Origin of the sequence: Herminiimonas fonticola (assembly GCF_003293745.1) — a bacterium.
Taxonomy (GTDB): Bacteria; Pseudomonadota; Gammaproteobacteria; order Burkholderiales; family Burkholderiaceae_D; genus Oxalicibacterium; species Oxalicibacterium fonticola.
The window spans coordinates 479,609-493,416 of the sequence record NZ_PTLZ01000001.1; the positions used below are offsets into that span (position 1 = coordinate 479,609).

13 protein-coding genes are annotated in these 13,808 nt (G+C 50.7%); 8 read left to right on the top strand and 5 right to left on the bottom strand.

The window, feature by feature from the left end:
• Window positions 1-38 precede the first annotated feature (38 nt).
• Window positions 39-1,187, top strand: coding sequence for a deoxyguanosinetriphosphate triphosphohydrolase (locus tag Hfont_RS02425; RefSeq protein ID WP_112990636.1), 1,149 nt, complete (start codon window positions 39-41; stop codon window positions 1,185-1,187).
• A gap of 119 nt (window positions 1,188-1,306) precedes the next feature.
• On the opposite strand, the gene Hfont_RS02430 is transcribed toward Hfont_RS02425, so the two are convergent.
• Entirely contained in the window at window positions 1,307-2,398 is a 1,092-nt protein-coding gene (locus Hfont_RS02430) for an enoyl-CoA hydratase/isomerase family protein (protein ID WP_241522984.1), read from the bottom strand.
• A 161-nt stretch (window positions 2,399-2,559) separates the two neighbouring features.
• On the opposite strand from Hfont_RS02430, the gene Hfont_RS02435 reads away from it, so the two are divergent.
• The 7 genes from Hfont_RS02435 (at window position 2,560) to Hfont_RS02465 (ending at window position 10,425) form a co-directional block, all read left to right on the top strand.
• The gene (locus Hfont_RS02435; protein WP_112990638.1) at window positions 2,560-3,042 is read left to right on the top strand and encodes a type IV pilin protein; all 483 of its coding nucleotides are present in this window, start codon (window positions 2,560-2,562) and stop codon (window positions 3,040-3,042) included.
• The gene (locus Hfont_RS02440; RefSeq protein ID WP_162845854.1) at window positions 3,036-3,644 is read left to right on the top strand and encodes a GspH/FimT family pseudopilin; all 609 of its coding nucleotides are present in this window, start codon (window positions 3,036-3,038) and stop codon (window positions 3,642-3,644) included. The genes Hfont_RS02435 and Hfont_RS02440 overlap by 7 nt, the downstream gene beginning before the upstream one ends.
• Before the next feature lie 7 nt (window positions 3,645-3,651).
• Window positions 3,652-4,095 (top strand): PilV family protein, encoded by a 444-nt coding sequence (locus tag Hfont_RS02445; protein ID WP_206604449.1) that lies wholly within the window; start codon window positions 3,652-3,654, stop codon window positions 4,093-4,095.
• Between the two features lie 16 nt (window positions 4,096-4,111).
• Window positions 4,112-5,236: a PilW family protein gene (locus Hfont_RS02450; protein WP_112991659.1), complete on the top strand. Its 1,125-nt coding sequence runs from the start codon at window positions 4,112-4,114 to the stop codon at window positions 5,234-5,236.
• Window positions 5,233-5,922: a pilus assembly PilX family protein gene (locus Hfont_RS02455; RefSeq protein WP_112990640.1), complete on the top strand. Its 690-nt coding sequence runs from the start codon at window positions 5,233-5,235 to the stop codon at window positions 5,920-5,922. The genes Hfont_RS02450 and Hfont_RS02455 overlap by 4 nt, the downstream gene beginning before the upstream one ends.
• A gap of 69 nt (window positions 5,923-5,991) precedes the next feature.
• On the top strand, window positions 5,992-9,747 hold the full coding sequence (locus Hfont_RS02460) for a pilus assembly protein (protein WP_112990641.1): 3,756 nt from the start codon (window positions 5,992-5,994) through the stop codon (window positions 9,745-9,747).
• A 99-nt stretch (window positions 9,748-9,846) separates the two neighbouring features.
• A complete protein-coding gene (locus tag Hfont_RS02465; RefSeq protein ID WP_133467262.1) occupies window positions 9,847-10,425 on the top strand; it encodes a hypothetical protein in 579 nt (192 codons plus the stop codon).
• 99 nt (window positions 10,426-10,524) lie between these two features.
• On the opposite strand, the gene hpf is transcribed toward Hfont_RS02465, so the two are convergent.
• The 4 genes from hpf to lptA form a co-directional block, all read right to left on the bottom strand.
• On the bottom strand, window positions 10,525-10,878 hold the full coding sequence (hpf, locus tag Hfont_RS02470; RefSeq protein WP_112990643.1) for a ribosome hibernation-promoting factor, HPF/YfiA family: 354 nt from the start codon (window positions 10,876-10,878) through the stop codon (window positions 10,525-10,527).
• A 95-nt stretch (window positions 10,879-10,973) separates the two neighbouring features.
• Window positions 10,974-12,443, bottom strand: coding sequence for an RNA polymerase factor sigma-54 (locus tag Hfont_RS02475; protein ID WP_112990644.1), 1,470 nt, complete (start codon window positions 12,441-12,443; stop codon window positions 10,974-10,976).
• A gap of 23 nt (window positions 12,444-12,466) precedes the next feature.
• The gene (gene lptB, locus Hfont_RS02480; protein ID WP_112990645.1) at window positions 12,467-13,207 is read right to left on the bottom strand and encodes an LPS export ABC transporter ATP-binding protein; all 741 of its coding nucleotides are present in this window, start codon (window positions 13,205-13,207) and stop codon (window positions 12,467-12,469) included.
• A gap of 1 nt (window position 13,208) precedes the next feature.
• Window positions 13,209-13,763, bottom strand: coding sequence for a lipopolysaccharide transport periplasmic protein LptA (gene lptA / locus Hfont_RS02485; RefSeq protein ID WP_112990646.1), 555 nt, complete (start codon window positions 13,761-13,763; stop codon window positions 13,209-13,211).
• Between the last annotated feature and the right edge of the window lie 45 nt (window positions 13,764-13,808).

Sequence of the window (13,808 nt, forward strand, 5' to 3'; positions counted from 1 at the left end):
TCCATTTGCGGTAAGTCTGGTTAAGGGGCTTTTCTAATATGAATATCGAAGCCCATCTGGCGCCGTATGCGGCGCACTCAGAACAATCTGCGGGGCGTCGTTATTCAGAGCCTGCAACCTCATCGCGTACCGAATTCCAGCGCGATCGTGATCGCATTATTCATTCCGCTGCATTTCGCCGGCTGGAATATAAAACCCAGGTATTTGTTAATCATGAAGGCGATTTATTTCGCACCCGTTTGACGCATAGTATTGAGGTTGCACAAATTGCGCGCTCGATTGCGCGCAATTTGCATTTGAACGAAGACTTGGTCGAGGCAATTTCACTGGCGCACGATCTGGGGCATACGCCATTTGGTCACGCCGGGCAAGACGCGTTGAATGCCTGCATGAATGACTATGGCGGATTTGAACATAATCTGCAAAGCTTGCGCGTGGTCGATGAACTGGAGCAGCGTTACGGTGCATTCGATGGCTTGAACCTGATGTTTGAAACACGCGAAGGCATACTCAAGCATTGCTCGTTAGCGAATGCAAAAAAGCTGGATGCAATCGGTTTGCGCTTCATCCAGAAAAAGCAGCCTACGCTGGAAGCGCAACTTGCCAATCTAGCCGATGAAATTGCGTACAACAATCATGATATTGACGATGGTTTGCGTTCGGGTTTGCTAACGAGCTTGCAACTTGATGAAATTGATTTTTACGCGCGTCATCGCCATCAGGTTGAACTTGCATTTCCCGGCATAAATGGACGACGCGCGATTAACGAAACGATACGTCGCATGATCAATGCGCTGATTGTTGATGTGATCGAAACATCGCAACAGCGTATCCAATCTGCGCAAATAAAGACGATGGATGATGTGCGTAATGCGGCTCCGTTGATCGCATTCTCTGACGCAATGCGCGCAGAAGCCGTTTTGTTGAAGCGCTTCTTGCGAGAGAATCTTTACCAGCACTATCAAGTCAATCGCATGACCAGCAAGGCCCGCCGTATCGTGACGGAATTGTTCGATGCCTTCATGCGCGAACCGAATCTATTGCCGCCCGATTACCAACAGATCATTAGCGATACGCCGCAGGCAATTGCAACGCAGGCTCGCAAGGTTGCAGATTACATTGCCGGCATGACGGATCGTTACGCGATACGCGAGCATAGGCGCTTGTTCATGATTGAAGAGATGTAAGCGTCACTTCCGATATCAAGAAATATCGCTTTCAAAAATGCTCAGTCAATGATGTTCGGCGAAAGCCGAACTCATGTCATGAAAGCGACAAAAAATCACCTCCGCGCAGGATCTATACCTTAAACCAGATCGCGCAATGGATGTGCGTAGTCAGGCCATGCAGAAGTAAAAAACGGCGCAATCATTTCCTGCGTTACTTCTGGCAAAGAAGGCGGTCGCCACTGCGGCGCATTATCCTTGTCGATAGCCAGCGCGCGTATCCCTTCTACGGTTTCGCCGTGTTCAAAACAACGTCTTACCATGGTGCGCTCCAGGCGCAGGCAATCTGCCAGCTCCATCTTCGCCGAACGACGGATTTGTTCTAGCGATACGCAAACCATCAGCGGCGAACGCTTCAATATGGTGTTTAGCGTTTTCTGCGCAAAAGGATCGTCATCCTGCGCCAAAGAGGACATGATTGCTGCCACGTTGTCATGTGCAAAATGATGATCGATCAGATGGCGTTGTTTGGCGAGCATGCTGTTTGCTGGATCGATTTGCGCTGCAAACGGTGCGGCAAACTCATCAACCGCTTGCTGATACTGATGGTCATCGACTGATTCAAGCAGAGTCATTAGCGCCGGCAATTCTGCGCGCGGCACAAATACATCGGCCAGATTTGCGTACAAGGTATCGTCGGTAGCAACGATTTCGCCCGTCAATCCAAGATAGGTGCCAAGTTCACCTGGCAGTCGAGATAGGAAATAACCGCCGCCGACATCAGGGAATAATCCGATATTCACCTCCGGCATCGCCATTCTGGTGCGCTCTGTGACAACGCGTATGCTCTGCGCCGAGCTACTCTGAGAGATGCCCATGCCGCCGCCCATCACAATGCCGTCCAGCAGGGCAATGTAAGGTTTTTGGTAATGATGAATCAAGTGATTGAGCGCGTATTCTTCGGTAAAAAAATCTTCCAAGAGTGCGCTGCCACCTTGCAATCCACCATGCGCAACCTCATGAAAAAAACGGATGTCGCCACCTGCGCAGAATGCCTTTGGGGTACTGGAGTTGATCAGCGCAGCGTGTACGTTTTCATCCGTCCGCCATGCCGATAGCGCTTGCGTCATCGTACGGATCATGCCCAGCGAAAGAGAATTCATGGCTTGGGGGCGATCTAGTGTCAGACAGCCTAAGCCATGGTTCAGGGTGATGCGGATATCTGCGGGCATATATGAAGTTTCTTGGGTGAAGTTAGGCATTCTAGCGGCTTCTTTGCGACATGTAGTGATATGAAGCAAGCCGTTGGGAGCGGGAATTGCACCGTTTATCGGATGTGCCTAGTAATGCGGCTCGATTGGTTTAAATTAATATTACTTAAAGGGAACATGCCATGAAACATATTTTTTCCTCTTCTTTCAATCAGCGCAAATCGGCCGGATTTACGCTGATTGAACTCATGATTACCGTTGCAATTATCGGGATACTTGCCGCAGTGGCTGTGCCTGCTTACAGCGACTATGTAATACGTGGAAAAATTCCAGAGGCAACGAGCGCATTGGCCAGCATGCGTATTCGACTCGAACAGTTTTATCAGGACGCTCGGAATTATGGATCCGATGATGCCAATTGTGGAGTACCGAATCCTGCTTCAGATAATTTTACCTACACATGTAACTGGAGTGTGGGTGGCGGTGTGGGCGGGACGAATCAGTTTTACCTGATTACTGCAACAGGGATTGCAGGGCGTGGCATGAATGGATTTGCCTACACGATCGATCAAGCTGGCAACCGTAGAACGACAGCGGTGCCGAATGCTGCCTGGGGAACTGCTCCCATCGCATGCTGGGTCGTCAAGAAAGGTGGCGGATGTTAATTCTTCGCCATCAGCGCGGTTTCAGCCTGATTGAGCTGATGATAGGCATTGCCATAGTGGCGATCCTGCTGGCTGTCGGCATGCCTACATTTGGGTTGTGGATGCAAAATACGCAGGTTCGTACTGCGGCTGAATCGATTCAGAATGGCTTGCAGACTGCGCGTAACGAAGCGGTGCGACGCAATACCAATGTGCGCTTTAATCTGACCAGTGCCACTGGATTGGTGACGTGGAACGTCTGTGTCGTTGTGGGTGCTGCTTGTGGCGAAGTGATACAGCAACGTTCGGCTGCAGAGGGGGGCGCGAATGCGCGCGTTGGCATTAGTACTGATGTACCACCTACGCCTGTGCCAAATACGCAATATGCTACCGCGCTTGCAGCTGGCGCCGGCTTGTCTGGGGCTGGCGGTGCGGGCGTGACATTCAATGGCGTGGGCAGTATACCTGCCGCCAATATCGGGACGGACATTACGCGCATCGATATCATCAATGCCCTTGCAAATGATGCGCGCAGGCTGGTGATAGTTGTCGGTACCGGTGGACTGGTTCGTATGTGTGATCCGCTACACGCATTGGCAAGCAATCCACAGGGTTGTTCTTAATATGATTATGGAAACTTCTATACTCAAACAACGCGGGTCGGTCATGCTGGAAAGCCTGATCGCCATCCTGATTTTTTCGATGGGTATTCTTGCCTTGGTCGCATTGCTTGGGGCATCGGTCAAGGATACTACCAATGCAAAGTATCGGGCGGATGCTAGTTTGCTGGCCAATCAGGTCATCGGCGAAATGTGGACCGGCGACAAGACAAACGCGACCTTGGTTGCCAATTATGGGACAGCCAGTGGTGCACAGTTTGTTGCATGGAAGGGGCGAGTAATTCAAGCGCTACCAGGTATTATTGATGCCGTCGTAGCCCCGCCTGTGGCCGGACAAAATCTGCCGACTATAGCGGTCGATGCAAACAATATGGTGACAGTGACCGTATTCTGGCAGGCTCCGGGGGAGTCGGGACGACACAATTACGTCGCGGTCACGCGGCTGCACGAGTAGCGCGGGGGAATTGGTGATGCATTATTCTTTTTCAACGCGCCGCAACCAAGGTTTCAGTCTGGTGGAAATCATGGTTGGTGTCGCAATCGGTCTACTTGGTGTATTGATCATCATGCAGGTATCCGTCGTTTTCGAGGGGCAGAAACGAACGACCACCACGGGTGCGGACGCGCAGACTAATGGTGTGACTGCTCTCTATACAGTCGAGCGTGATGTGCGTCGGGCAGGATATGGCATGAGCGTGCCAGGCGCATTAGGCTGCACCGTCAAACGATATTATGACTCGGCACCAATTGGTGATTTATCTTTAGCCCCTGTGGTGATCGCCAATGGTGCTGCTGGCGCACCAGATAGCATCCGTATACTTTCCAGTTCCAAGGCTGGCTGGAGTCTTCCGAGCCGAATAACTGTTGAGCATCCTCCTCAAGCTACCAATATTTTTCTCAATACCACCTTGGGCATGGAGGAGGGTGATTTACTGGTTGCATACGAACCAGGAAAAGATTGCACGCTAATGCAGGCTACTGGAATCCCCAATGGCAATGTACAGGTTCATCATCAAAATACCAGTGAATGGAATCCGCCGGGGGGCAGCAATATTTTCCCTGCTAGTGGCTATGGTGTCGGTGCACTGGTACTTAATTTGGGAGCATTGATAGACCGGACTTATTCGCTGGCGAACGGTAATTTGATACTTGCTGATTTTTCAAGCGCGACCAATACAAGCACTATACGTGCGATCATTTCTGACATCGTCAACATGCAAGCGGAATATGGTTTTGATACCCGTGCATGGCCGCAAAACGACCCTAGAGTCGATACATGGAGTGCCACGATGATAGATGCAGATGCTAGTGGCACTGTGAATGATGCTGGCGACATCGCTAGGGTCATCGCGGTGCGCATGGCGGTGGTTGCACGCAGCCCCTTGATGGAAAAACCCAATGCCAGTGGCGTTTGCGATATTACGATAGACACTGCAGTAGCAGGTCGCACTGTAAATAAACCGACATGGGCAGGTGGTGATATCGATGTCAGCAAAAATCCCGATGGCTCGGCCAATGCAAACTGGAAGTGTTATCGCTATAAAACATTCGAGAACATCATTCCGTTGCGGAATTTGTTGTGGGGGCAGACATGAAATTAAATTCCCGCTTCAACGGCAATGTTGAACGTTGCGTTGTGCTGCCTGCCTATTCGATGCGGAGAGTACACCGTCAGCAGGGCGTCGTGCTTTTCATCGCACTGATCGTATTGGTTGCGATGACGCTCGCAGGTATAGGGTTGGTGCGTTCGGTCGACACAGGCAATTTGGTCGCTGGTAACATGGCATTCAAGCAAGGCGCCACCCTGGCTGCAGATGCCGGGGCAGAGACTGCAATTAGCTGGTTGACGCCTTTGAATGGCTCCATCGCCTTATATACAAATAATGCGGCCGCAGGATATTACGCAACAAGTCAATCTACGCTTGATCCAACAAATAGGAATAGTACGGCAACAACACCTGCGGTTGATTGGGAGGACAATAATTGCAGCGGCTTGACGTTTTCGGTCTGCGTTAAACCTGCTCCCGCAATATCGGTTGGAGACAATTCAGTTTCATACATCATTCACCGCCTATGCCTGGCTGAATCTGATCCGAACAGTGCAGGCAACACTTGCGTCACTTATCAATCCAGCAGCTCCACCAGTCCTAAACGAGGCGAGATCAAGTATGGCGACGACAAACGGTTTGAGCCTTTGCCTGGTCCTTACTATCGCATAGTCTCTCGGGTAAAAGGACCGCGGAATACCGTGAGTTTTGTGGAAGCAATGATTCATTTTTAGCGCATTACTCTTGTCTCATGACGAGAGAATGACATGACAAGTACAAACCGATAGCAATATCCGGAGACCATGATGAAATACCTATCCTATAGTGCGCGATTCCCGATGATATTGTTTGCATTGATGCTTGTCGGGTACGGTGCTCATGCTGCCGAAACCGATATCGCTAATGCTCCTTTGGCTTCCTCTTCAGTTGACGTGGTCAAGCCAAATGTCATGTTCATTCTGGATGATTCGGGCAGCATGGCTTGGGATTATTCGCCTGATGCTGCTGGCAACTTCGATGATGATGAATACGGGTCAAGAAGCAATCACTGCAATGGGATGTATTACAACCCCGCCGTCACTTACACCCCGCCGGTCAACGCCGATGGAACAAGCTTTGCTGATGCGAGTTTTACTGCTGCACTTCCAAATGGTTTAAACGCGGCCACTTCCGGTTCCGGAGGGGCAAACAATCCGGTCAATCTGAATAATAGTTATTACTTTACTTATTCGGGAGCTACTAAGGCCTTGGGTTTTACTTACAACTCAAGCGAAAATGTTGATACATCAACTACTTTTTACAAGGAATGCGATAGCGATGTTGGGTCGAATCCTGGTAACGGGAAATTTACCAAGGTGACGATCACAACCGCATCCGCTGCGGCGTTAAAAACCAATTTTGCCAACTGGTACAGTTATTACCGTACTCGCATACTGGCAATGAAAACTGCGGCAGGCAGGGCATTCAAAGCCGTAGGCAGCAGCTATCGTGTCGGCTACTCGACGATCAGTTATACCGGCACGGACTCTGGCAATGCCGAATTCTTGAAAATTGCAGATTTCGATGTTACCCAAAAAGCCAGTTTTTACACCAAACTGTATAACGCGGTACCTTCGGGCGGGACGCCTTTGCGTGCGGCCTTATCGAAGGCTGGCCGGATCTATGCGGGGAAATTGCTGACCGGAACAGACGATCCGGTGCAGTATTCTTGCCAGCAAAATTTTACTATCCTGTCGACCGATGGGTATTGGAACGGTGATGCCGGTTACCAGTTAGACGGCACGACGGATGTCGGTAACCAGGATGCGACAGAACTCCGGCCTATGTATGACGGCACGGTCGTCACCAATGTTAGTTACACGACTGCTACAGTTACCTTTAGCGGCTCCAGCAATACTTTGGTAAGCGGGATTGTTGTTAATGGCACCCAAATCATGTCTGGCTCCATCAACGATAGTTCTAACAGCAACACGGTGGCTTCCAGAACGGCTGCTTTAATTAGTAAAAATGGTTATACGGCGACGGTGTCCGGGAACGTTGTGACCATTAAGGCGCCTACCGCTTTGGGGGCAATTACATATACGCCGGTAGTGACCAAAACGGGGGGCATGACCGCCACCGCGACTGCATTCAGCACTGCTCCCAGTGTCGTTACCAGTGGTGGCGTTTCTAATTCGCTGGCCGACGTCGCGGCCTATTATTACAATACTGATTTGCGTACTACTGCCCTAGGAAACTGTACGGGGGCGCTGGGCGGCAGCGCGGATGTTTGCGAGAACAATGTGCTTGGGTCGGGGCTGGATAACAAAGGCTCTCAGCACATGACAACCTTTACGCTCGGCCTGGGGTTAAATGGGCTGCTTCAGTATTCGGAAGATTATCTGGGCGGCGGATCTGCGGATTATGAAGCGATCAAGAATGCCACCAAAGATTGGCCCGTTCCGGAAGCGGATAAGCCAACTGCTGTTGATGATCTTTGGCATGCTGCGGTCAACGGGCGTGGTAGTTATTTCAGCGCTCAGACGCCTGACACGCTCATTAAAGGTATCACCAAGGTACTGACGAGTGCCAAGGCGCGTGAGGGCTCCGGTGTTGCTGCAGCTACCAGTAATCTTGAGCCGGTAGCTGGCGACAATTTCCTTTTCCTTGCTATGTATCGTACCGTGTTTTGGGATGGGGACCTCGAGGCGAAAACGATAGATCCAAGCACGGGGGCAATTGCAGATACGGCTAGCTGGTCAGCACAGACAAAGCTGGATACAAGAGTCACTGCAACTGCTGATACCCGCACTATCTATACGTACAGCGGGTTAGTAGCGGATACGAACAAACTGAAGCCATTTACCTGGGCAAGGCTGACGGAAGATGAGCAGGCTTATTTCAACAGCATGTGTGCACCCACGGTGCGATTATCGCAATGCAGTGATTCGATAGGTGGCCCAAATCTGACGACGATTCAGAGGGGCCTGATTCCAGGTGAAAACCTTTTAAAATTTATTCGCGGCCAGAATGCTTATGAAGATCAGGCGGGCAATGCGAACCCTATCTACAGGGACCGTGAACACGTATTGGGTGACATGATAGGTTCGCAACCTGTATATGTGAAGGCGCCGCCTTTTGTTTATGTTGACGCTAATTATGACGCGTACAAAACGCATCAGAAAGATCGCTTGGGGATGGTCTATGTAGCGGCGAACGATGGCATGTTGCATGCGTTCGATGCGACGATCGGTCAGGCCGACTCGGGTACCGAGAAATGGGCTTACATCCCACCTATGGTTTTACCTAATCTGTATAAATTGGCGGACAAGAATTATCCAGCGAATCATCAATACTATGTTGATGGTGCACCTACCGTCGGGGACATCTGCCCGAATGCAGGCCTGATTACTCCAACGACATGCACAAAGAATGAATGGAAAACGATTTTGGTCGGTGGCCTTAATGCAGGTGGCAAAGGGTACTATGCGCTGGATATTACCGATCCGGGAAATCCGAAGGCATTGTGGAATTTTACCGACGCCAATGATGTGGATCTTGGGTACAGCTACGGTAATCCTGTGATTACTAAACGCCTTGATGGTACCTGGGTGGTTGTCTTTACATCAGGCTACAATAACCATACAGGTAGCGGCGATGGAGAAGGTCACCTGTATGTCTTGAATGCCGATACCGGCGTGCTGCTTTCCAAGCTAGACACAAATGTTGGCGACACAACTACGCCAAGTGGTTTGGCTAAAATCAATGCGTGGATAGACAGTCTCAGTGACAACACCGCCAAACGGTTTTATGGCGGCGATTTGCTGGGCAACGTATGGCGCTTCGATCCCGATGACCGGATAGCTCCGACCGGGAATAAGGTGACCTTGCTGGCCGAGTTGGGTAATGTGTCTCCTATCGGTACGCAATCTGTCACGATCAAGCCAGAGTTGACTGAGGTTGCCAGTGCCGGGGTTAGCTATCCGGTGGTGAATGTTGCAACCGGGCGTTATCTGGGTATTTCCGATTTGACTAATACGAGCATACAGTCGATTTATTCGTTGAAAGACAATCTGACTGAAACCGGTTTGGGAAAAGTTCGTACTGCTGGCGTGCTGGTGCAACAGACATTGACTACCAGTGCCGATGGCTCTACGCGGACTACATCAAGCAACGCTGTTGACTGGGCCAGCAAATCAGGTTGGTACATGGATCTTAATCCAGGTAATAAGTCACCTGGTGAGCGGGTCAATGTCGATATGCAGCAGCAATTGGGATTGTTGACGGTGGCGGGTAATGTTCCAAAGAATGATGCATGTACTCCTGGTGGATATGCATGGATATATTCACTTGATTTCAAAACAGGGCAATTTGTTGAAGGCGCAACGGGCAATGTTGCCGGACGTCGGCAGGCGGGCTTGGTCGCCGGTATGAAAACATTGAAATTGAATACCGGTAAAACCGTCACCTTGATTACGGATACAGGTGGCACCATTACTGTAATGGATGATCCATCGTCCAATCCCGGAAGTGGCAATGGCGCGCGACGCGTTTCGTGGCGCGAGTTGATTGCGGATTAAGAGGGTGACATGCATGGCTGACCAGGTGTGCCCCCCTTTTTGCTGAGCGTGCGAACGGTATGCTGCCTACCGGCGAGTGTGCTGGCTTTCGGGTTATCCTTGGCTGTGCATGTCGGCTTGATTATTGCGATTTGTATTGGTGGTATCGCACAGCCCGGACATGTAGGTTTGCCAGATCTTGAACCTGCCTCCCTGCAAGTGGTGATGGTCGAGTTGGGTAGAGACGGTGGAACTTTTTCAGGTACGAATCATGTGCGCGAGACGGCTCGCAAGCTGGTGCATATGGCTGATCCCATGTTTGTGGATGCTGAGAAAATTCCTCGGGAAGCGGGGAGCGGTAGTTCAATCCTTCCGGCCCTGCTTCCGACTCCACCATATTATTTTTCGGCAAAAGAATTGACGCAAAGACCGTTGGTGGCCCGTGATGTGCCGGCGGATCTGATGTTGGTAGTGCCGGACGTACCTGCGCAGGCAGCGACATTGCAGATTTTGATCAATGAATATGGCGAGATTGATCGAGTAATAGTGGAGGATTCCTTGTTGCCAGAGACCGCCCAGAAAACGGTTGTCGATGCGTTTGTAAAAACCAGATTCCACCCTGGGGAAATTAATGGCGTTCCGGTCAAGAGCCAACTGAGAATTGAAATCATGCTGGAAGAGATTGACGGAGAAAAATAAGAAGCGCTAATTTGAACTTCGTTATTCGTGAAAACAAAAAAGGGCGCAATCTGCGCCCTCCATTTTTAGCGACTAATTTTCTCAGTCTTATTTTTTACCTTAAGGCGTGACAGCGTCCGATTCATCCGGCAATCGTTTGATTGCCTCATGTTGATGATCTTGCTGTTTGGTTTTGTATTTGATAACTTGCCGATCGAGTTTGTCGATCAGAGCATCAATCGCCGCATATAAATTATCGGCAATGCTTTCCGCATGCAGATCCTTGCCTCTCACGCGCAAGTTTATTTCTGCTTTCTGGCGTTTTTCTTTTTCCGGGAGATTGTCTACAGTCAGAATGACTGCAATGTCGATAACGTGATCGAAGTGTCGTTTGATACGCTCCAGTTTTCCTTGTACATATTCGCGGATGGCTGGGGTTAATTCGAGGTGATGTCCACTGATTGTGAGATTCATACAGTGCTCCTATGATAATTCACTGGAGGTTCAAGCGCCTTGTTACCTGGCTACAAGAACACAGCAAGGTATAACAAAAACTACGAAGGACAGTTCTACAACGATTTGCGCAAATTGACTGGTGGAATTTTCAAGGCTTCACGGTACTTTGCAACAGTACGTCGCGCTACAACCATACCTTGTTCCGCCAGCATTTCTGCAATCTTGCTATCAGAGAATGGAATTTTCGGGTCTTCAGCTCCTATCAGTTGCTTGATCAGTGCGCGTATCGCAGTTGACGATGCTTCACCACCTGTTTCCGTTGCAACATGGCTGCCGAAAAAATATTTCAATTCGAACATCCCATGCGGGGTAAGCATGTATTTCTGCGTCGTTACACGAGAAATAGTGCTCTCGTGCAGACCTAGTGTATCAGCTATTTCGCGCAACACAAGTGGGCGCATCGCGACCGCACCGTGTGAGAAAAAGTTGCGTTGTCGTTCTACAATCGCTTGCGATACGCGCAGGATAGTGTCGAAGCGTTGACGCATATTCTTGATCAGCCATTTGGCTTCCTGTAGCTGTGAGCCAAGTGATCCGTCGCCTTTGCTCTGCTTCAAAATATTTGCGTACATGCTGTTGACGCGCAGTCGCGGCATGACGTCGTGATTTAGCATGACTTGCCAACCGCTGCGTGTGCGTTTGACAATCACGTCGGGGACCACATAGTCGGATGCATCGCTGGCGAAAATGCTGCCTGGGTGCGGGTTGCATTGCTTGATGATGACTTGTGCTTCGCGCAAATCTTCGTCGTCGCAATCAAGGGCCTTGCGTAGTTTGTTGAAGTCGCGTTGCGCAAACAGGGTGAGATGATTTTCTACAATCGCGAGTGCCATGCGACGTGTGACCATCGCGACTTTCGGCATGCGCTTGATTTGCAGAGCAAGACATTCAGAAGCATTGCGCGCACCTACGCCGGGCGGGTCGAAACTTTGCAGCAGGTTCAGTGCAATCTGCAATTCTTCCAGCTCGATTTCCAGTTCTTCCGGCAGGCGAGCATGAATTTCTTCCAGTTCTTCTTCCAGGTAGCCGTTGTCGTTCAGCGCATCGATGATTAGCTCGAGTAATGCGCGGTCGCGTCGTTCGCGTACGGTGACTCGCATCTGTTCCAGCAAGTGTTCGCGCAAGGTGGTTTCGTGTGCTTCCAGTTGAGGCCTGGCGTCATCATCTTCTGGCGCCTTCGAGGTGCGTGCTACATCGTCAAAGCTCCATTCGGCATCGCCGTTGGATGATTCCGGTGAGTCTGGCGTATCGAAGCTGGTTTCGCTTTCGGGTACTTGCGCATTCGCTTCTACGCTGGCGCCTTCTGGGGTAGTTCCGGCGGAACCGATTGCACCATCGGCGAGCAAGCGAATCGCGTGATCGAGTGGATCGTCAGTACGTTCCAGCAGAGGATTGTCTGCCAAAATTTGTTCAAGTTCCTGATGCAATTCCAGCGTGGATAATTGCAGCAGACGGATCGATTGCTGCAATTGCGGCGTGAGTGCCAGATGTTGCGAAACGCGTAGCTGCAGGGATTGCTTCATAGAGAGTTATCTTGCTGCCGCCATTACATGCGGAAGTGTTCGCCCAGGTAAACGCGGCGTACCGATTCGTTGGCGATAATCTCGTCCGGGCTGCCACTGGCCAAGACCGCTCCCTGATTGATGATGTAGGCGCGATCGCAGATGCCGAGAGTTTCACGGACATTGTGATCGGTGATGAGTACACCGATGCCGCGCTCTTTCAGGAAGCGCACGATGCGTTGAATTTCAATCACGGCAATCGGATCTACGCCGGCGAACGGTTCATCGAGCAAAACGAAACGTGGGTTGGTTGCGAGTGCACGTGCAATTTCAACACGACGACGTTCGCCACCTGACAAAGACATCGCCTGATTTTCACGCAGTTTTTCGATTTGCAGATCGGCCAGCAAAGTGTTGAGACGTTGCTCGATCTGCGGTTTGCTTAAAGACTTGCCATTGGCGCGCTGCAGTTCAAGCACGGCACGGATATTATCTTCCACGCTTAATTTGCGGAATACCGAAGCTTCTTGCGGCAGATAGGACAGACCGAGTTGCGCGCGTTTGTGTATCGGCTGACGTGAAATATTCACGCCATCCAGTTCGATACTGCCGGCGTCGGAAGGAACCAGGCCAACGATCATGTAAAACGAAGTGGTTTTGCCGGCGCCGTTCGGGCCCAGCAGACCAATCACTTCGCCACTTTCAACCTGCAATGCGACGTCGCGCACGACTTGACGCGAGCCATAGCTTTTTTGTAGTCCGCTGACAATTAACTTGCTCGACATCTTATGGGGCCTTTGTTGTTTCGCTACGCGGCTGGATGATGGCCTTGATGCGTCCCGCACCTGGCTTGCTGTCACCGCCGGCGGTGTTGTGCACGGTAAAGAATTCAGCGCGCGTATCGTAGGAAATGAACTCGCCATTCACTTCATCGGTCGGCTTGCCATTTTCCAGGCGGCGCATGCGTGCCTTGGAAAACAGTTTCATGACTTCATTCTTGTCGTCGTATTCAATACGTTCGGCCTGGCCGTCTATCCATTGATCAGGCCCGCCATCACGTTTTTGACGGAAGCTGGCGAGTGAGCCCGGCGCGGCATACATGACGACAAATTGATAACCGGCAGGATCTTGCGTGACGACCATCTTGTTCGACTTCATCAAAATCGAACCGCGCGTCAGCACGACATTACCGATGAAGGTGTTGATCTGCTTGACGTCGTCGTACTGCATTTGATCGGCTTCGACGTTAGTCGGTTTGGTCGCATCGGCTTTCTCTGCGTGAGCGAAGGAAAGCGCACCCAGACCAGCGAGAAGCAGCATTGCAGAGAGTAATCGTTTCATGAAATTTTTCTAAAATAATCCATCGATTAAAAGTCGGATCACGAA

Bases quoted from the DNA above. Each gene is read 5' to 3' on its own strand.
- hpf (WP_112990643.1), bottom strand. From the start codon at position 10,878: ATGAATCTCACAATCAGTGGACATCACCTCGAATTAACCCCAGCCATC.
- Hfont_RS02450 (WP_112991659.1), top strand. From the start codon at position 4,112: ATGCATTATTCTTTTTCAACGCGCCGCAACCAAGGTTTCAGTCTGGTG.
- lptB (WP_112990645.1), bottom strand. From the start codon at position 13,207: ATGTCGAGCAAGTTAATTGTCAGCGGACTACAAAAAAGCTATGGCTCG.
- Hfont_RS02430 (WP_241522984.1), bottom strand. From the start codon at position 2,398: ATGCCCGCAGATATCCGCATCACCCTGAACCATGGCTTAGGCTGTCTG.
- Hfont_RS02455 (WP_112990640.1), top strand. From the start codon at position 5,233: ATGAAATTAAATTCCCGCTTCAACGGCAATGTTGAACGTTGCGTTGTG.
- Hfont_RS02445 (WP_206604449.1), top strand. From the start codon at position 3,652: ATGGAAACTTCTATACTCAAACAACGCGGGTCGGTCATGCTGGAAAGC.
- lptA (WP_112990646.1), bottom strand. From the start codon at position 13,763: ATGAAACGATTACTCTCTGCAATGCTGCTTCTCGCTGGTCTGGGTGCG.
- Hfont_RS02435 (WP_112990638.1), top strand. From the start codon at position 2,560: ATGAAACATATTTTTTCCTCTTCTTTCAATCAGCGCAAATCGGCCGGA.
- Hfont_RS02425 (WP_112990636.1), top strand. From the start codon at position 39: ATGAATATCGAAGCCCATCTGGCGCCGTATGCGGCGCACTCAGAACAA.
- Hfont_RS02460 (WP_112990641.1), top strand. From the start codon at position 5,992: ATGATGAAATACCTATCCTATAGTGCGCGATTCCCGATGATATTGTTT.
- Hfont_RS02475 (WP_112990644.1), bottom strand. From the start codon at position 12,443: ATGAAGCAATCCCTGCAGCTACGCGTTTCGCAACATCTGGCACTCACG.
- Hfont_RS02440 (WP_162845854.1), top strand. From the start codon at position 3,036: ATGTTAATTCTTCGCCATCAGCGCGGTTTCAGCCTGATTGAGCTGATG.